The sequence below is a fragment of the Klebsiella sp. CN_Kp075 genome, assembly GCF_040065055.2.
Classification (GTDB): domain Bacteria; phylum Pseudomonadota; class Gammaproteobacteria; order Enterobacterales; family Enterobacteriaceae; genus Klebsiella; species Klebsiella aerogenes.
In genome coordinates this window covers 4,587,916-4,605,972 of sequence record NZ_CM198050.1, presented here as the reverse complement: position 1 = coordinate 4,605,972, position 18,057 = coordinate 4,587,916, and the positions used below count along the sequence as shown (strand labels likewise).

The window sequence follows — 18,057 nt, the reverse complement described above, 5'->3', positions numbered from 1 at the left end:
CGGTTACGGCTCGGCGCTCGGCCGGGCGAGGGCAATAAGCGTTTCCGCGCGGGCGGGGGCCAGCGGTTCTCTCGGCTGCGGCAGCGGCCAGCCGTACAACCAGCGGGCGCTGGCGGCGCAGGTGCGCCCCTGACAGGCACCCATTCCGCAGCGCTGGGTGAGTTTGGCCTGCGGCCAGCCCCCGGCGGTGTCAACATCGCCGCAGCGCACATCTTCGCAGCGGCACAGCAGGCTCTCCGGCGTTGCGGCGTTTTTCAAGGACTCCCTCAGCCGGAAGGTACGGTTGATTGCTGCGGCGAAACGCTGCCAGCGGGCGCGACGGGCAAATAACGCCTGCGCTTGACGGCTGGCCCCGGCGGCGGCAAAACCGGCGATTTCACCCTCCGCCAGCGCCAGTTCGCTACCGCCGAAACCGGTGCACTCGCCGGCGGCGTAGATATCCTCGATGCTGGTCTGCTGCCAGCGGTTAACCTGTATCGCCTCCTGCGCCGTGGCGCAGCCGAACAGCAGCGCCGTCTCGATATTGGGTATCAGCCCGTAGCCGATAGCCAGCCGATCGCAGGCGATAGTCCGCTCGATGCCGCGCTGGCGAAGCGTAACGGCTTCCAGCCGCGTTGTGCCGTGAGCGCGGATCGCCTGCGCGCCGCTAAGATAGCCTTTCGGGGCCAGCGTCGCTAACTGGCGCAGCTTGTGCGGCCAGCGCCACAGCCCGCTGGCGAAGCGCAGCAGCGCCGGGAGCGGCGCTTGCTCAATGATATTCGTCACTTCGCCTCCGGCCTTGTTCACCGTATCCGCCACCGCCAGCAGTAGCGGACCGCTGCCGGCAATCACCACCTTTTCACCTTTCAGCGACAGCCCATGTTTGATTTGCGCCTGTAGGCCGCCCGCGCCGGTCACGCCGGGTAAGGTCCAGCCGGGAAAGGGCAGCGACAGCTCGCGCGCGCCGCAGCAGAGGATCAGTTTCTGCCAGTAAACCACGCCGCCGCCGTCGGCGGTTTCAAACAGCACGCTGTGCGAGGAGGGGCGGGCAATCAGCCGCGCGCCGTTCACTACCCGGATGGCGGCAGACGCGGCGATGGCGTCGCGGTAGCGCCGGGCCAGGGCGGGCAGCGTCGCCTGCGGACCCGCGCGCCAGATTTGTCCGCCAGGGGCGGGGTTATCGTCGAGGATGATGACCTGTTTATCGCAGGCGGCGGCGGAGAGCGCGGCCGCCATGCCGGCGGGGCCGGCGCCGAGGATTAAAATGTCACAGCGCAGCGTGTTCATCGCGGCTCCTTTCTATTTGCATACCGGCCCGGCACAGGGTCTGGCAGGCCAGCACCCGACGGCCATCGACGGCGATCCGGCACTCCTGGCAGACGCCCATGCCGCAAAACGGCGCGCGGAGCTCGCCGTTAACCGCCTGGCGGGTGGTGGGGTCGCCGGTCAACGCCAGCGCCGCCGCCACGCTGATCCCTTCCGGCACCGTCAGAGGCAGGCCATCGACGGTGATGTTGAGAGTGGCCTTCATGCAATCGCCTCCTGTTGACACAAACGAGCCGGGAGCCAGGCGTCGGGCGCCAATGGGCAGCGTTCATCGAGGATCTGCGTCGCCAGCAGTTCGGCCGTGGCCGGAGCGGTGGTGACGCCCAGCCCTTCATGGCCCAGCGCTAACCATACGCCACGGCGAGCGGGGTGCGGGCCGATCAGCGGGTTGCCATCCTGCGAGGCGGCGCGCAGACCGCTCCAGCAGCGGATAATATTCAACGTCGCCAGCGCCGGCACGAAGTGGCGGGCGCGATCGAGCATCTGCGCCAGCAGGGGCAGATCCAACTCGCGCTCGCGGTTATCAAACTGACGCGAAGAGCCAATCAGCAGCTGGCCGGTCGGTCGCGGCTGAAGATTAAACGCCACCGAGGTGCCGCCGCCGTGGGCGCTGGCGCCGTAACCCAGCTCAACCAGCTGGTGATGCACCCGCGGCCCGTAGCGATCGGTAATCGCCAGTTGGCCTTTTTTCGGTCTCAGCCAGTTTTCCGCTAACAGCACATTGGCTTCAAGGCCGCAGGCCACCACGATCGCCCGTGCCTGTAGCCGTTGGCCGCTGGCGAGCAGCACCTGTGGCTCTTCAATCGTCTGTACGCTGTCGCGCAGGCAGGTAAGATGGTCTCCGGCATCGGTAATCAACCAGCGGGCGACGTTCGGCGCGTAGACGATGCCATCGCCCGGCACCCACAGCCCGCCGGCCAGCCCGCCGCGCAGCAGCGGCTCGCGCCCGGCGATCTGCTGTGGAGTCTGGAGTTCGCTGTGCACCTGATGGCCGGCCATCCGCCGCTGTTTTTCGTCGGCGACGGCCATCTCTTCTTCGCTTTCCGCCAGCCACAGCGTACCGCAGCCGCGCCAGGCGCAATTGTCGGGCATCCGCGGCGTGATAGCGCGCCAGCGTTCCAGCGACCACGCCGACAAGGCAAGCTCGGCGGGGTCATCATCCATGCACACCAGATGGCCCATACCGGCCGCCGTGGCGCCGGGCTGACCGTTATCGATAAGCGTCACGCTCTGCCCCCGCTTCGCCAGCTGCCACGCGCAGGCGGCGCCGATGATCCCGGCGCCGATCACGATGACATCGCTCTGCTTCACGGCGCGATCCCCCAGCAGAAGGGATCGTCAGGGGTGAGGATCAATTGGTTATCGCCGCAGACCCAGGCTTCGCCGCGGATCGTTGGGATGATGCCTTCAGCGGTGCGCTGGTAGCTGGCGGTAAACTGGCTGCCGATGATGCTGGCCTGACGCCATATTTCCCCTGGCTGCAGCTTGCCATCCTGCGCCAGACAGGCCAGCTTGGCGCTGGTGCCGGTACCGCACGGCGAGCGATCCCAGGCCTTTCCCGGGCAGAGTACGAAGCTGCGGCTGTCGGCGGTATCGTCATCGGCGAAGAGTTCGATATGGTCGATAACGCCGCCGTCGTCGCCGCGGATCCCCGCGGCTTCCAGCCCCTCGCGCACTGCCCAGGCGTAGTCGGTGAGCTGTGGAATTTGTTCGGGGGTAATGGCGAACGGGTGGTCGTTAATCAGGAAAAACCAGTTGCCGCCCCAGGCAATATCGCCGATGACGGGACCCAGCGCGGTTTCAACGCGGATCTGTTTTTTCCAGCGACGGGCCGGGACGTTTTGCACCGATACGCTGCCATCGTCGTGCAACGTGGCGCTTACGTCGCCGACCGGCGTTTCAATCAGATGTACGCCGGGCTTGATACGCCCAAGCCAGGCCAGCGAGGCGATAAGCCCGATAGTGCCGTGGCCGCACATATTCAGAAAACCGGCGTTGTTGAAGAAAATCACCCCAGCGGTAGCCGCCGCCGAGACCGGTTTGCACAGCAGCGCGCCGACCAGTACGTCATTGCCGCGCGGTTCGAGAATGGCCGCCTGACGCCAATGGTCGAAGTCGCGGGCGAAGCGGTCGCGGCGCTCCGCCATGCTGCCGTCGCCGAGGTCGGGGAAGCCGTCAACGATCAGGCGGGTCGGTTCGCCGCCGGTATGTGAATCGATAGCTCTCAGCGTAATAGGGGGGCGTGGCGCGGTCATCAGACTCTCCGGAAGTTAACAACATGTTTCATCATGCTGGCGCAACCTTTCCCGGCCTGCTTGAGCGCTTTCGTCAGAGAAAATGACGAAATCTGCATAGTACTGAGCGCGGTATATTTCTATTTCACATAGTTATTTCTTATTAATCATTTGTTTAATGCTGTGGTAAACCGAAAGTGACCATTGCGCCAGTGGCTAAATCAGGGGAAGGCGTAAAGCGGATCCAGGATCGCAAATCCAGCGCTTGCTGCTTGTGGTGTTAACGGAAAGTGAATAAATATCCCTCGGTCACTTACCATGAGGAGGCCTTATGATCGGTGTTTCTGATGCGGCGGCGCCGCGCGCGGTTAACCAACCTGAGCTGGCCGTCGATGAGCTGAGCCAGATCTGCGAAGGGCTGGCGCGCCAGCGGCCGGAAAATATGCCGGCGCTGCTGAATGCGCTGGCGCTGATTGCACCCCTGCTCAATGCCATTCCTAATGTGGTCTTTTTTATCAAAGATCGCCAGGCGCGTTATTTGTTGGCGAACCTGACGCTGGCCCGCCGCTGTGGTTTCAAAAGCGTCTCCTCGCTGCTGGGTAAAACCTCCGCCGATGTCTTTCCTTCCGCGCTGGGCCAGGGTTACACCGAGCAGGATCTTCGGGTACTACGGGAAGGCGTGACCCTGCGCGATCAGCTGGAAATGCATCTCTACAATGGCCGCGAGCGCGGCTGGTGCCTGACGCAGAAATTGGCGCTACGCGATATCAGCGGCCAGGTGATCGGCATGGCCGGGATCTCGCACGATCTGCAGGAGGCCCACGCCCGCCATCCGGCATGGCAGCGGCTGGCGATCGTCGACGATCATATCCGCCGCCACTATCACCGGCCGATCGCCATGGAAGAGTTAACCGCCTTAAGCGGGATGTCGATTGCGCAGATCGAACGCTACTGCAAGCGGATCTTTCATCTCACCCCGCGGCAGATGATCCACAAAGTGCGGCTGGAAAAAGCCACCGAACTGCTGGCTGGCGATACGCCGATTACCGATATCGCCCTGCAGTGCGGCTATACCGATCACAGCGCTTTTAGCCGCCAGTTCAAGGCGATGACCGGCTCGACGCCGCGCGATTTTCGCCTCACGCTGCTCGGATAAACGCTGGCTCACACTTTTGCCGACTGTGCTAATTTCGTCATCGTATTGAGGGAAAACCGACAAGCCGCCGGTTCCGCGACACGTCAATCTGTCAGTGAATATTCACCATTCATTCACTTTGACTTAACAAAATGACGACAAGGAACCGAGCATGAGCAAAAAAGCGATTCACTGGAGCGGCGTATTCCCGGCGGTCAGCACGCAGTTTCGTAGCGACTACTCCCTCGATTTAGACGCCACTCACGCGGTGATGAAAAACCTGGTGAAAGATGGCGTTTCCGGGCTGGTGGTGTGCGGCAGCGTAGGTGAAAACACCTCGCTGAGCACCGATGAAAAACTGCAGATTATCGAGGTGGCGAAGGATGCCGCCGGCGGCAAAATTCCGGTCATCGCCGGGGTGGCCGAGTTCACCACCGCCTTTGCCCAGAAAATGGCGAAAGAGGCGGAGCGCGTCGGCGTCGACGGGATCATGGTGATGCCGGCGCTGGTCTACTCCTCAAAACCGCATGAAACCGCGGCCCACTTCCGCAGCGTGGCGAGCGCTACCGACCTGCCGATTATGGTCTACAACAACCCGCCGATTTACAAAAACGACGTGACGCCGGACATTCTCGCCACCCTGACCGACTGCGACAACATCGTCTGCTTTAAAGACTCCTCCGGCGATACCCGCCGCTTTATCGACCTGCGTAACACCGTTGGCGACCGCTTCGTGCTGTTTGCCGGGCTGGATGACGTGGTGGTGGAAAGCATCGCCGTCGGCGCGGAAGGCTGGATCTCCGGGATGTCCAACGCCTTCCCGCGCGAAGGGGAAACGTTATTCCGTCTCGCCCGTCAGCAGCGTTACGAAGAGGCGATGGCGCTGTACCGCTGGTTCATGCCGCTTCTGCATCTCGATGCGCGTCCGGATCTGGTGCAGTGCATCAAGCTGTGTGAAGAGTTGCTGGGTCGCGGCAGCGCGATCACTCGTCCGCCGCGTCTGGCGCTGGAAGGCGAAACGCGCCAGCAGGTAGTGGCGATCGTTGAACAGGCGCTGGCGACTCGTCCGACGCTGCCGGATGTCGGCCTCTGAGCACAGGAGTCAATATGAATGCATCTCAGACCACGGCGGGACGGCAGTTTATTGCCGGACGCCGCATTGCCAGCGGTGAGGCGACGCTATTGAGCCTGCGGGCGGTGGACGGCGAAGCCACCGGCCACCGCTTTTATCCGGCTTCACGCGAGGAAGCCGCTCAGGCCGCAGAAGCCGCGCAGCAGGCCTTTGCCGTCTATTCACAAACCACGCCGCAGCAGCGGGCGCGCTTTCTCAACGCCATTGCTGATGAACTGGATGCGCTGGGCGAGGCGTTTTTTGCTATCGCCGGGCAGGAGACCGCGCTGCCGCTGGCGCGGCTGCAGGGTGAACGGGCGCGCACCAGCGGCCAGCTGAGAATGTTTGCTGGCGTGATCCAGCGCGGCGATACCTTCGCCGCCCGTATTGATACCGCCTTAGCCAACCGTCAGCCGCTGCCGCGACCGGACCTGCGCCAGTATCAGCAGGCGTTAGGGCCGGTGGCGGTGTTTGGCGCCAGCAACTTTCCGTTGGCCTTTTCCACCGCCGGCGGCGATACCGCCTCGGCGCTGGCGGCTGGCTGCCCGGTAGTGGTGAAGGCCCATCCGGGCCATATGGCCACCGCCGAGCTGACCGCTGAAGCGATCGTCCGGGCGGTGGTGCGGTGCGGTTTACCCGGCGGCGTATTCAATATGATTTTCGGGACCGATATCGGCGCCGAATTGGTCCGTCATCCGGCGATTCAGGCCGTTGGCTTTACCGGTTCGTTGGCCGGCGGTAAGGCGCTGTATCAGCTGGCGCAGCAGCGACCGCAGCCAATTCCGCTGTTTGCTGAAATGTCGGCGATTAACCCATTGATTATTCTGCCGCAGGCGCTGCAGACGCGGGCCGAGGCGCTGGCAAACGAGCTGGTGGCGTCATTCACCCTCGGCGGTGGCCAGTTCTGTACCCGTCCGGGGCTGATTCTGGCGCTGCGCGGCGCCGGGCTGGAACGCTTTAAGTCGGCGCTGTGCGCGGCGGTAGCGGGCTCCACGCCGCAGGTGTTGCTCAATGCGCCGACCCTTCAGCACTACCGTCAGGGCGTGGCGGCGCTTGCGGCGCACCCGCGTATCGAGAAGTTGGCGAGCGGCATCTCCGCCGGCGCCGGGCAGGCGCAGACCCTGCTGTGGCAGGCTCAGGTCGAGGATCTGCTGGCGCAGGATACGCTGCTGCAGACCGAAGTTTTCGGCCCGTTATCGCTACTGGTGGAAGTGGACGACGTGGCCCAGCTGCAGGCGGTGGTGAAAGCGCTGCAGGGTCAGCTCACCGCGACGCTGCATGCCGAGGCGGATGATGGCCCGCTGGCGGCGAGCCTTCTACCGCTGCTTTGTGAGAAGGCCGGACGGGTGCTGTTTAACGGTTATCCCACCGGCGTGGAAGTGTGCGATGCGATGGTCCACGGCGGCCCGTGGCCGGCGACCACCGACGCACGCGGGACTTCGGTCGGCAGCCGGGCGATTGAACGCTTTCTGCGCCCGGTCTGTCTGCAGAACGCGCCCGCCGCCCTGTTACCGCCGGCGCTGCAGGATGCGAACCCTTTGAACCTGCTGCGCCTGGTCAACGGCCAGTGGACCCGGGAAGCGATTTCCTCCTCTCATTGACGCAAGGGCATCACCATGACCATTCACTCTACGCATAACAGTCAAACCCGCGTTGCAGAGTCGGGTAAGTTTAAAAAACAGCTGACCCTAACGGATCTCACGTTTATCGGCCTGGGCGCGATTTTCGGCTCCGGATGGTTATTCGCCGCCAGCCACGTGGCCTCCATCGCCGGTCCGGCCGGGATCGCGTCGTGGGTGATCGGCGGCTTTGCGGTATTGCTGTTGGGGATTGTCTACTGCGAACTGGGGGCGGCGCTGCCCCGCGCCGGCGGCATTATTCGCTACCCGGTCTTTTCCCACGGTGAGCTGATGGGCTATCTGCTGGGGTTCATCACCTTGATCGCTTTCTCCAGCCTGATCTCAATTGAAATCGTCGCCGCCCGGCAATATGCCGCGGCCTGGTTTCCGGCGTTGACCCAGCCGGGTTCCAGTTCGCCGACGCTGCTGGGGTGGGTGGTGCAGTTCCTGCTGCTCTGTTTCTTCTTTGCGCTGAACTACTACAGTGTCAAGACCTTCGCCCGATCGAACAACTTCATCAGCGTGCTCAAGTTTCTGGTGCCGCTGCTGGTGGTGGTGACGCTATTCGCCTTCTTTAAACCGGAGAACCTGCACGCTCAGGGTATTGCGCCATTCGGCATGTCCGGGGTAGAAGCGGCGATCAGCGCGGGGGGAATTATCTTCGCTTATCTGGGATTGACGCCGATTATCTCGGTAGCCAGCGAAGTACAAAAGCCGCAGCGGACTATCCCTATTGCGTTGATTTTATCAGTGGTGCTGTCGACGATTATCTACGTGCTGCTGCAGCTGGCGTTCCTTGGCAGTATCCCCACCGAGATGCTGAACGGCGGCTGGGCCGAGGTGAGCAAACAGTTCTCGCTGCCGTATCGCGATATCGCCATTACCCTCGGCATGGGCTGGCTGGCCTTTATGGTGATAAGCGATGCGATCATCTCCCCGAGCGGCACCGGCAATATCTATATGAACGCGACGCCGAGGGTGATCTACGGCTGGGCGAAGGCGGGTACCTTCTTTAAAGCCTTTACCCATATTGATAAAGAGTCAGGTATTCCGCGCCCGGCGCTATGGCTGACTTTTGGACTGTCGATTTTCTGGACGCTGCCGTTCCCATCCTGGGAACAGCTGATTAGCGTGGTGTCGGCTGCCCTGGTGCTGAGCTACGCCATCGCCCCGGTAACCGCCGCCGGGCTGCGCCGCAACGCGCCGGATCTGCCGCGGCCGTTCCGCGTGCGCGCCTTCGGCATCATCGGCCCGGTATCGTTTATGATCTCGGCGCTGATTGTCTACTGGTCCGGCTGGAATACGCTCTCGTGGCTGTTGGGGCTGCAAATCGTGATGTTTGTCGTCTATGTGATGTGCAAAGGTAAGGTGCCGGAACATACCGTGAGCCTGGCGCAGCAGGTGAAATCGTCGCTGTGGCTGATCGTTTTTTATGCGTTGATTATCCTCTTTTCCTGGCTGGGCAGCTTCGGCGGGCTTAATGTCATAGGTCACCCCTGGGATACGGTGCTGGTGGCGGCGATGTCGTTGGGGATTTACTACTGGGGCGCGCGCAGCTGCCTGCCGCAGGCTAACTTTAGCGGAGACGAAGAAGAGTAAAGGAGAACAGTATGGAGTCGGTAACTCTATCGTTACCTGAAGCTTATGACCTGGCGCTGGAGGTACTCAGCGCCAATGGATTTAGCGCCGACCACGCGGCGGCCATTGCACGTAATGTGGCCGCCGGGGAGCGCGACGGCTGCGCTTCCCACGGCCTGTGGCGGCTGTTGGGCATTGTCGATACCTTGCGTAAAGGCAAGGTATCGCCTGATGCCGAGCCGCAAATCCACGATCAGGCGCCGGCGATTGCGCGGGCGGACGCCGGCGGCGCCTTTTCGCTGCTGGCCTACGAGCGCGCGCTGCCGTTACTGCTGGAGAAGGCGCGGCACAGCGGCATTGCGGCGTTGGCGATTAACCGCTGCGTCCATTTTTCCGCGCTGTTTGCCGATATTGAGCCGTTGACCGAGGCAGGGCTGGTGGGGCTGGCCTGCACGCCAAGCCACGCCTGGGTCGCCCCAGCGGGCGGCACGCGTCCGCTGTTCGGCACCAACCCTATCGCCTTTGGCTGGCCGCGGCGGGATAAGCTGCCGTTTATTGTTGATATGGCGACCAGCGCCGCGGCGCGCGGCGAGATCCAGCTGCATCAGCGCGCCGGCAAAGCGCTGCCGCAAGGGTGGGGAATCGACAGTCAGGGACAGCCGACGACCGATGCCGCGGAGGTGCTGAACGGCGCGATGTTAACCTTCGGCGGCCATAAGGGCTCGGCGCTGGCGGCAATGGTCGAGCTGCTGGCCGGACCGCTTATCGGCGATATGACCAGCGCCGAATCGCTGGCGTGGGATAACGGCGCGGGCGGTCTCCCCTACGGCGGCGAGCTTATCCTGGCGCTGGATCCGCAGCGCTTTCTCGGCGCGCAGGCACAAGAGCAGCTGGAGCGCGCCGAAACGCTGTTCAATGCGATGCAGGTTCAGGGCGCGCGGCTGCCGGGCGAGCGGCGTTTCGCCTGCCGCCAGCAGAGTGAGCGGCAGGGGGTAGTCATCAGCCGTTCATTGCATGATGAGATTTGCGCCTTGCGCCAGGGCGGGTAAGGCGCAGCCGCCACCCGGCGCGAAATTGGCTCTTTACCCGCGGTTATTGCCCGGCGGCGCTGCGCTTGCGCGGGCCTACAAATCACATGCCGGCGTAGCCCGGGTAAGGCGCGAAGCGCCGCCACCCGGGATGCCGGTCAAAACAGCGTGTCGAGCTCGTCCAGCACGTTGTAGTCGTCATCGACCAGCAGCAACGTCTTCCACTTATCAAAGGTCAGACACGGGTGCGAGGTGCCGAACAGCAGAATATCGCCGACCTGCACATCGCTGCCCGGCGCCAGGCGCAGCATGCAGTGCTGGTCCATGATGCCGGTGCTGACGATCGACTCCGCGCGCAGCGCTAACTGGAGGCCGTTACGATAATGGGCGATCGGCTGCGGCAGCCCGGCGTCGAAAGCGCAGTCGCGCTTGCCGAAATTCACCACCGCGCGATCCGCCTCCGGCACCGATTGCACCATCGCCATCAGCTCCAGCGCTGAAGTGAGATCGCCGGCGAGATCGCAGGCAATCGGATCGCGGGCGATCAGCTCTTGTTGTGCGAGATCGTAGATCCCGCGATCGTGGGTGATATAACAGCCAGGGCGAATAACGATACGGCAGCGGCGCGGTTTTGCCGCCGCCAGCCAGATGTTGCACACCACGTCATACCAGACTGTGCCCGCGCCGGTGAGAATAAATTCGCCGTCAACCAGCGGCTCCATGCGGCAGGCAAGCGCCGCGGCCTGCTGTAACAGCGCCTCTACCTGCGGCTGCGGATCGTCGCCGTGCAGCACTCCTTCATACAATTCCAGTCCGCGTAGCCGTAACCCCGGCAGGTCGCTTACCCGCTGCGCCAGCGCCAGCGCGTCATCGACGCTACGACAGCCGCAGCGCCCGCCCGGCACGCCAAGTTCAATCAGCACATCCAGCGTTTGCCCCTGGGCGGCGAAGAACTCGGAGAGGGCGCGCACATTGGCCTCGCTATCGACGCAACAGATAAAATCCACTGCCCGATAGTGGGCTTTTAGCTGCGCGACCACCTGCATATTGGCCTTGCCGACCAGTTGATTGACCATCAGGATGCGTTGGATGCCGCTGGCCATCGCCGCGCTGGCCTGCCAGGCGCTACCCACGCCGATCCCCCACGCTCCCGCTCGCTGCTGCGCCTGAAATATCCATGGCGTCATTGTCGTTTTACCATGCGGCGCCAGCGACACGCCGCGGGCGTCGGCATAGCGCTGCATCCATGAAATATTGTTTTCCAGCGCCGACTTTTTTAACAGCGCGGCGGGCAGACAGACCTCTTCCGCCAGCAGATTAGCCGGCGCGGACATGAGGGCGGATTTGTGCGGGATGAGCGGTGCTGAATGGTATTTCATAACACTATCCTTTCAGGGTTTATAATCGGTTAGTCGCTGGGTATCATTTATAACTATTTGATAAATATATTTTTAATATAAAAATGTTATTTGTTTTGAATAAAAGTATCACAAAATGATCTGGGTTTTGCGTAGTTTTCCACTGTTTTTTGCGCTTGTAAATGGTTAACTTATCGGCATGTCGAAAGGGAGTAATTGCTATGAAAGTTGACTGGCTTTTCAAAAACGTCACGGTGATCGACGGGAGCGGCGGGCCGCAATACCGTGCCGATGTGGCGGTGAAGGGCGACCGAATAATCGCTATCGCCCCGGCGCTGGACGTCGCGGCGGAGCAGGAAATTGATGGCCAGGGGCGGGTACTGGCGCCGGGCTTTATTGATGTGCATACCCATGATGATATCAACGTTATCCGCATGCCTGAGTACTTGCCGAAGCTCAGCCAGGGGGTGACGACGGTGATCGTCGGCAACTGCGGGATTAGCGCGGCGACCGCCACTATGCGCGGCGAAGTGCCGGACCCGATGAATCTCCTCGGCGAGCAGCAGCACTTTATCTATCCCACCGTGGAGGCTTATGCCCATGCGGTTGAAGCGGCGCGGCCGTCGCTGAATGTCGGCACGTTAATCGGTCACACCGCGCTGCGCAATAACCATATGGACGATCTGTTTCGGCCGGCGAACGAGACGGAAATCGCCGGCATGCGCGTACAGCTACGCGATGCGCTACGCCAGGGGGCATTAGGGCTCAGTACCGGGCTGGCCTATGCCAGCGCCTTCCAGTCGACCACCGAAGAGGTGATGGCGTTGGCGGAAGAGCTAGCCGCCGGGAAGGGTGTCTATACCACCCATTTACGTTCAGAGTTCGAGCCGATTCTTGAGGCGCTGGACGAAGCCTTCCGTATCGGCCGTCACGGCAACGTGCCGGTGGTGGTTTCTCACCACAAGTGCGCCGGGGCGAAAAACTGGGGGCGTACCAAAGAGACGCTGGCGTTTTTCGATGAGATGCGCCAGCAGCAGGATATCGCCTGCGACTGTTATCCCTACTCCGCCAGCTCGTCGACGCTGGATATGAAACAGGTGACCGATGAGTTTGATATCGTGATCACCTGGTCCGAAGCGCAGCCGGAGCAGGCGGGGAAAACGCTGCAGCAGATCGCCGATGAGTGGCAGGTGAGCCTGCACGAGGCCGCGGCGCGGCTGATGCCGGCGGGCGCTATCTACTACAACATGGATGAGCAGGATGTACGGCGGGTGATGCGCTATCCGGTCACCATGATTGGCTCTGACGGGCTACCGAACGATCCGATGCCGCATCCGCGCCTGTGGGGCGCCTTCCCGCGGGTACTTGGTCACTATAGCCGCGACGAGCAGCTATTCCCGCTGACTACCGCGGTACACAAGATGACCGGGCTGTCGGCGGCGCGTTTCCAGCTGGCGGATCGCGGGCTGGTGAAAATTGGCTACTTCGCCGACCTGGTGCTGTTTGACCCGCAGACGGTGCGCGATGTCGCCAGTTTCTCCGACCCGAAACGCCCGGCGGACGGCATTGAGGCGGTGATGGTCAACGGCGTGATGAGCTACGGCAGTGATAAGAAAATTACCGGGCGGGCAGGGCGTTTCCTGCGCCGTCGGATGGGCTAAGGAGTTGAGTATGAGTATCAAACGTTATGGCGTGGAAGGCGGTACCGGAACCGGCGGTCAGCATCTGCCGTTCGCCCGCGCGGTGGAAGCGGGCGGCTGGCTATATGTCTCCGGGCAGACGCCGATGAAAAATGGCGAAGTCGTGGAAGGCGGCATCGTCGAACAATCGCGGCTGGCGATCCAGAACTGCGTCGACATCATGAGCGAAGCAGGTTACGGCATGGCGGACGTGGTGCACGTGAAAGTGATCCTCACCGACGCGCGCTATTTTCAGTCGTTCAATAAGGTATTTCGCGAGTTCTTTGGCGATAATCCGCCAGCGCGCATTTGCTGCGTGGCGGACCTGGTGGTGGATTGCAAAGTTGAAGTAGACGTGACCTGTTTTAACGCTGCGCGACAATAACGCTCGAAACCTAAAAATAAATCCCTCCCTTTGCGGGAGGGAGCATCAAAAAAGTGTGATATCGGCACCAGAGTGAATAAATAAATCGGTGCCACTGGGTTCGCTATGCCTTTTTTCAGGCATGGTTCCTGTTAACTCATAATATTCAGCGGCACGAATATTATTTATTACGTCTGGATGTGAGCCATGAATAATATGTCATTTATGATTTGGTTTTCCGTTTATGCCTGCGCGATGATTACCTTAGGCTGGTACGTTTCGCGCAAACAGAAAACCGGCGAAGACTTTTTACTTGGCGGCCGTTCGCTGCCGATGATCCTCACTCTCGGTTCGACGGTCGGCACCATGGTGGGCACCGGCTCCAGCGTCGGCGCCGTCGGCTTTGGCTACAGCAACGGCTGGGCCGGGATGCTTTACGGCCTCGGCGGCGCGGTGGGGATTCTGCTGGTGGCATGGTTATTCGCTCCGGTACGTAAACTTCGCTTCATGACCATGAGTGAAGAAATGTCGTATTACACCGGCGGCAGTAAAATAATTAAAAACCTCGTCGCGATACTTATTTTTATTGCCTCTATCGGCTGGCTGGGAGCGCATATATTAGGTGGCGGATTATATCTGGCGTGGGCCAGCGGCATTGATATTAATGTCGCGAAAATTATTATCGCGCTGGCTTTTGTGGTTTATGTCGGTATTGGCGGCTATTCCGCGGTGGTGTGGATCGATACTATTCAATCGATCGTGCTGTTCGTCGGCTTTATTTTAATGGCGGTACTCGCAGTCCATCACGTTGGCGGCTGGAGCCATATTCAGCAGGCCGTCGATCCGGCGGCGCAAAGCCTGTTCGCGGTCGATAAATTAGGCGTGCTGCCGGCGCTATCGCTGGCGATGGTGATCGGCGTCGGCGTGCTGGCGACCCCTTCTTATCGCCAGCGTATTTACTCGGCGAAGACCGTCTCTTCGGTACGTCAGTCCTTCACGATTACCGGCCTGCTGTATTTGGGATTTTCCTTCCTGCCGGCGATCATCGGTATGGCGGTATGGACCATGAACCCGCAGTTGGAGAACAGCGGCTTCGCCTTCTTGTTTGCCACCCAGGTGCTGCCGCCGGTGCTGGCGATGGCGATCCTGATTGCCGGCATGTCGGCCAATATGTCTTCCGGCAGCTCTGATGCCATCGCCGCGGTGTCCATTATGCTGCGCGACCTCTACACCCTGGTGACCGGCCATATGCCCGCGCCGGAGAAAGCGATTCGCCTGTCGCGGATCTTCCTGGTTCTGGTGATTGCGCTGGCGCTGCTGTTTGCCCTGACCTCCAACGACATCATCAGCTATATCACCAAAATGATCTCGATGATTATGTCCGGGATGTTTATCTGCACCATGCTTGGCCGTTTCTGGACACGCTTTAACTGGCAGGGCGCGGTCGCTGCGCTGGCCGGCGGCGCCGGGGCATCGGTTGCGGTGCTGGTGGATAGCGACTGGCTGGCGTTCTGGGGCAACCCGTGTATTCCGGCGGTACTGACGAGCCTGGTGGCTTCGGTTGTGGTGACGTTAGTGACCCCGGCCAGCAGCCTGAGCCGCGAGCAGGCGCTGGAAATGATTACCCACGAACGTGAAAGCCGCCCAACGCCGCCGCCGCTGCCAATTGGCAAACGTCATACCTCACGCGGGTAAGGGGCCATCATGAACGAGTATATTGCCGTCGATTGGGGCTCTACGCAGCTGCGGGCATGGCGGATGCGCGATGGCGAATGCATCGACAAGCTGAAGCTGCCTTACGGCATCACGCGCCTGAACGGGCAGCGCGCCGAAGCGGTTTTTCAGCAGCAGCTGGCGCCATGGCGCGGCGACCCCGCGCTGCCGGTGGTGATGGCGGGCATGATCGGTAGCGATGCCGGTTGGCAACCGGTGCCTTATCTGGCCTGCCCGCTGGCGCTGGAGGCGCTCAACGGTCAGTTACATGAGGTGGCGGAAAAAGTGTGGATCGTGCCGGGGCTGAAAGTAGCGCAGGCCGCAGAGTACGACGTGATGCGCGGCGAGGAGACCCAGCTGCTGGGGGCCTGGCAACGGATGCCCGCGGAGTGTTACGTGATGCCCGGCACCCACTGCAAATGGGTGCAGGTGCAGAACGGCGTGGTGCGCCAGTTCGCCACCGCGATGACCGGCGAACTGCATCACCTGTTGCTTAACCATTCGCTGCTCGGCCAGCAACTGCCGGCACAACAACCTGATGACGCCGCTTTCGCCCTCGGTATGGAAAAAGGGCTAAATCAGCCGGCGCTGCTGGACGGGTTATTCAGCGCTCGCGCCGCGCGGGTGTTAGGGGCGCTGGCGGCAACTTCGGTGAGCGATTATCTCTCCGGGCTGTTGATTGGCGCGGAAGTGGCGACCTTTAGCGAACGCTACCGCGCCAGCCGCGTGGTGCTGGTTGGTGAGCACTCGCTCAGCGCACGTTATCAGCAGGCGATGGCGGCACGCGGATTGGCCGTTTCTTGTTGTTCCGGCGAGGCGGCGTTTCTTTCGGGTATGGCGAGGATGATAGATGGACAAGGTTAAACTGGTGGCGATTTTACGCGGTATTCAACCCGATGAGGCGGCGGAGCATATCGCCGCGCTAATCGATGCGGGTTTTCGCTATATTGAAATTCCGCTTAACTCGCCGGACTGGCAGCAGAGTATTCCAGCGATGGTGCGCCAGTTTGGCGAGCGGGCGGTGATTGGCGCAGGGACGGTGCTGAAGGTTGAACAGGTTGATTTTCTGGCTGAAGCCGGGGCGAAGCTTATCGTGACGCCCAATACGGCCCCGGCGGTGATCCGCCGCGCGGTAGATAAGGGGATGCTGGTGTGCGCCGGCTGCGCGACGGCCTCCGAGGCGTTTAGCGCGCTGGATGCCGGGGCGCAATGGCTGAAAATCTTTCCGTCATCGGCATTCGGCCCGGACTATATCCGCGCGCTGAAAGCGGTGTTGCCGCCGGAGGTGCCGGTGCTGGCGGTAGGCGGCGTGACGCCGGAAAATCTGCACAGCTGGCGTCAGGCGGGCTGCGCGGGGGCGGGATTAGGCAGCGACCTCTACCGCGCCGGGCAGCCGTTGGCGCGTACCCGCCAGCAGGCGCAACGCTTTATCGCCGCCTGCGGCGATTAATCGCCGAGCGGCAGTCGGTCGACGCCGTCACGGTGGTCGTCGAGCGCCAGCTTAATGCGGCGCAGACGGTCTTTCGCCTGCGGTTTATTGGCCATCGCCAGCTCGGTGGCCAACACATCTACCATCGCCAGCATCGCATAGCGTGAAGCGCTGGGCTTAAAGATATAGTCGTTTTCGCTCACCAGTAGCGGCAGCACGATATCGGCCTGCGCCGCCAGCGGCGTTTCCGGCGGGGTAATGGCAACAATTTTCGCCCCGTATTGCCGGGCGATGGCGGCGCTTTCGATCATCTCTTTGGTATAGCCGCCGAGCGACAGCACAATCACCACATCTTTCGCCGTCACCGCTGAACTCATCATGCGTACCAGCAGGCCATCGCTCTGGCTGACTACCGGTAACCCGAGGCGGAACAAGCGATACTGGATCTCCTGCGCGCAGATGGTCGAACCGCCGCCCATACCCAGCGCAAGCACCTGACGGGCGTCGCTAATCCATTCCACCGCGCGTTTCAGCGCCGCAAGATCCAGCGCCCGGCGGTTGGTTTCCAGCACGCTGATGATTGACTCATAAATTCCCTGTACGCCTTCCAGATCCGGCACATCGAGAATAAAGCGCTGACCAATGGCCAGCGACTGGGCGAGCTTCATTTTCAGTTCGCGCACGTCTTTACAGCCCAGCGCACGCGCAAAGCGCGTCACCGATGCCTGGCTGGTGTCGGTCAGGCGCGCCAGTTCGGCAATCGGCATTTCCGCCGCGGCGGCGACGTCGTCGAGAATAAACTGCGCAATGCGCTTTTCGGTCGCGGTCAGCGCCATAAAGCGGTCGGTGATGCAGGAGATGATATCGATCGAGTAGGCCATTCCGGGTATCAGGTTATGTATTGGGAATGGTACTTTGTACCATATACCGGTGACAAAATCAGCGCGGCGCCTCTCGCGGCGTTAAAAATCAAGGCGCATCGCGCAGCGGGTTTCCGCCGTCAGGCCGTGCTCTGCTTCCAGCGCGCGTTTCGCCGCCAGCCCTTCGGGTAGGTGCAGTTCATTGAGGATGGTGAAGCCCAGCCGGGTATAAAAGGGCGCGTTCCACGGCACCTCGCGAAAGGTGGTGAGCGTCACCGCCGGGAAGCCGTCGCGGCGGGCGGTGTCGATAGTTTGGCTAAGCAAGGCGCGGCCAATGCCCTGGCCCTGCCACTGCTGATGGACGGAGATTTCTACAATAAATAGCGCATCGTCCAGCGGCTCGCTCAGCAGGAAACCGACGGGCCTGTCGTCAGCGAGCGCCAGTAGACTGTGGCCGGTTTCCAGGTATTGCCGGTGCTGTTCAACGCTCATCACCGGGCTTTCCGCCAGCCAGGCGAAAGCGGGAATGCGCGCAAAGGACTGTGCCGCCGAACGTTCCAGCGCGGGCAGCAGCGGCAGATCGCGTTCTTCGGTCAGGCGAAAAGTGATGGTGGGGTTTATAGTGTTAGTTTTCATTGCCTCAG

18 protein-coding genes are annotated in these 18,057 nt (G+C 61.6%); 10 read left to right on the top strand and 8 right to left on the bottom strand.

The genetic code is table 11. From position 1 onward, the window contains the following. Window positions 1–3 precede the first annotated feature (3 nt). Genes ABLV78_RS21940 through ABLV78_RS21925 form a run of 4 tightly spaced genes read right to left on the bottom strand, consistent with a single transcriptional unit; the run spans window position 4 to window position 3,560 of the window. Window positions 4–1,266 carry an NAD(P)/FAD-dependent oxidoreductase gene (locus tag ABLV78_RS21940; protein WP_047043851.1) on the bottom strand — a complete coding sequence of 421 codons (1,263 nt, stop codon included), beginning with the start codon at window positions 1,264–1,266 and terminating at the stop codon, window positions 4–6. Beyond that, on the bottom strand, window positions 1,247–1,510 hold the full coding sequence (locus ABLV78_RS21935) for a (2Fe-2S)-binding protein (RefSeq protein ID WP_047043853.1): 264 nt from the start codon (window positions 1,508–1,510) through the stop codon (window positions 1,247–1,249). Before ABLV78_RS21935 ends, ABLV78_RS21940 begins: the two co-directional genes overlap by 20 nt. Then, window positions 1,507–2,616, bottom strand: a complete 1,110-nt coding sequence (locus tag ABLV78_RS21930; protein WP_047043855.1) for an NAD(P)/FAD-dependent oxidoreductase — start codon at window positions 2,614–2,616, stop codon at window positions 1,507–1,509. Before ABLV78_RS21930 ends, ABLV78_RS21935 begins: the two co-directional genes overlap by 4 nt. Then, window positions 2,613–3,560 (bottom strand): 4-hydroxyproline epimerase, encoded by a 948-nt coding sequence (locus tag ABLV78_RS21925; RefSeq protein ID WP_047043857.1) that lies wholly within the window; start codon window positions 3,558–3,560, stop codon window positions 2,613–2,615. Before ABLV78_RS21925 ends, ABLV78_RS21930 begins: the two co-directional genes overlap by 4 nt. Window positions 3,561–3,870: 310 nt before the next feature. On the opposite strand from ABLV78_RS21925, the gene ABLV78_RS21920 reads away from it, so the two are divergent. From ABLV78_RS21920 to ABLV78_RS21900, 5 genes are all read left to right on the top strand, one after another. Continuing rightward, window positions 3,871–4,695 carry an AraC family transcriptional regulator gene (locus tag ABLV78_RS21920; protein WP_047043859.1) on the top strand — a complete coding sequence of 275 codons (825 nt, stop codon included), beginning with the start codon at window positions 3,871–3,873 and terminating at the stop codon, window positions 4,693–4,695. A gap of 151 nt (window positions 4,696–4,846) precedes the next feature. Next, entirely contained in the window at window positions 4,847–5,767 is a 921-nt protein-coding gene (locus ABLV78_RS21915; RefSeq protein ID WP_008807565.1) for a dihydrodipicolinate synthase family protein, read from the top strand. Between the two features lie 14 nt (window positions 5,768–5,781). Further along, on the top strand, window positions 5,782–7,386 hold the full coding sequence (locus tag ABLV78_RS21910; protein WP_047043863.1) for an aldehyde dehydrogenase (NADP(+)): 1,605 nt from the start codon (window positions 5,782–5,784) through the stop codon (window positions 7,384–7,386). A gap of 15 nt (window positions 7,387–7,401) precedes the next feature. Next, window positions 7,402–9,003 (top strand): APC family permease, encoded by a 1,602-nt coding sequence (locus tag ABLV78_RS21905; protein WP_047043864.1) that lies wholly within the window; start codon window positions 7,402–7,404, stop codon window positions 9,001–9,003. An 11-nt stretch (window positions 9,004–9,014) separates the two neighbouring features. Beyond that, entirely contained in the window at window positions 9,015–10,031 is a 1,017-nt protein-coding gene (locus tag ABLV78_RS21900) for an Ldh family oxidoreductase (protein WP_088389919.1), read from the top strand. Between the two features lie 137 nt (window positions 10,032–10,168). Here ABLV78_RS21900 and ABLV78_RS21895 read toward each other — a convergent pair whose 3' ends face one another. After that, window positions 10,169–11,389, bottom strand: a complete 1,221-nt coding sequence (locus ABLV78_RS21895) for an amino acid deaminase (RefSeq protein ID WP_047043868.1) — start codon at window positions 11,387–11,389, stop codon at window positions 10,169–10,171. Window positions 11,390–11,432: 43 nt separating this feature from the next. After that, window positions 11,433–11,612, bottom strand: a complete 180-nt coding sequence (locus ABLV78_RS21890) for a hypothetical protein (RefSeq protein WP_042929906.1) — start codon at window positions 11,610–11,612, stop codon at window positions 11,433–11,435. Between ABLV78_RS21890 and ABLV78_RS21885 the strand changes: the two genes are divergently transcribed. The 5 genes from ABLV78_RS21885 (at window position 11,590) to ABLV78_RS21865 (ending at window position 16,574) form a co-directional block, all read left to right on the top strand. Then, window positions 11,590–13,029 carry an N-acyl-D-amino-acid deacylase family protein gene (locus ABLV78_RS21885; protein WP_047043870.1) on the top strand — a complete coding sequence of 480 codons (1,440 nt, stop codon included), beginning with the start codon at window positions 11,590–11,592 and terminating at the stop codon, window positions 13,027–13,029. The genes ABLV78_RS21890 and ABLV78_RS21885 overlap by 23 nt on opposite strands. A gap of 10 nt (window positions 13,030–13,039) precedes the next feature. Next, window positions 13,040–13,432, top strand: coding sequence for a RidA family protein (locus ABLV78_RS21880; RefSeq protein WP_047043872.1), 393 nt, complete (start codon window positions 13,040–13,042; stop codon window positions 13,430–13,432). A 186-nt stretch (window positions 13,433–13,618) separates the two neighbouring features. Continuing rightward, window positions 13,619–15,106 (top strand): sodium:solute symporter family protein, encoded by a 1,488-nt coding sequence (locus ABLV78_RS21875; RefSeq protein ID WP_047043874.1) that lies wholly within the window; start codon window positions 13,619–13,621, stop codon window positions 15,104–15,106. Between the two features lie 9 nt (window positions 15,107–15,115). Then, complete coding sequence (locus ABLV78_RS21870; protein WP_047043876.1) at window positions 15,116–15,988, top strand: 2-dehydro-3-deoxygalactonokinase; 873 nt, start codon at window positions 15,116–15,118, stop codon at window positions 15,986–15,988. Next, window positions 15,975–16,574, top strand: coding sequence for a 2-dehydro-3-deoxy-6-phosphogalactonate aldolase (locus tag ABLV78_RS21865; protein ID WP_047043878.1), 600 nt, complete (start codon window positions 15,975–15,977; stop codon window positions 16,572–16,574). The genes ABLV78_RS21870 and ABLV78_RS21865 overlap by 14 nt, the downstream gene beginning before the upstream one ends. On the opposite strand, the gene ABLV78_RS21860 is transcribed toward ABLV78_RS21865, so the two are convergent. Together ABLV78_RS21860 and ABLV78_RS21855 are read right to left on the bottom strand one after the other, a co-directional pair. Then, the gene (locus ABLV78_RS21860) at window positions 16,571–17,434 is read right to left on the bottom strand and encodes a MurR/RpiR family transcriptional regulator (RefSeq protein ID WP_015368411.1); all 864 of its coding nucleotides are present in this window, start codon (window positions 17,432–17,434) and stop codon (window positions 16,571–16,573) included. The two genes, ABLV78_RS21865 and ABLV78_RS21860, sit on opposite strands and share 4 nt — an antisense overlap. Window positions 17,435–17,515: 81 nt before the next feature. Continuing rightward, the gene (locus tag ABLV78_RS21855) at window positions 17,516–18,049 is read right to left on the bottom strand and encodes a GNAT family N-acetyltransferase (RefSeq protein ID WP_047043880.1); all 534 of its coding nucleotides are present in this window, start codon (window positions 18,047–18,049) and stop codon (window positions 17,516–17,518) included. Between the last annotated feature and the right edge of the window lie 8 nt (window positions 18,050–18,057).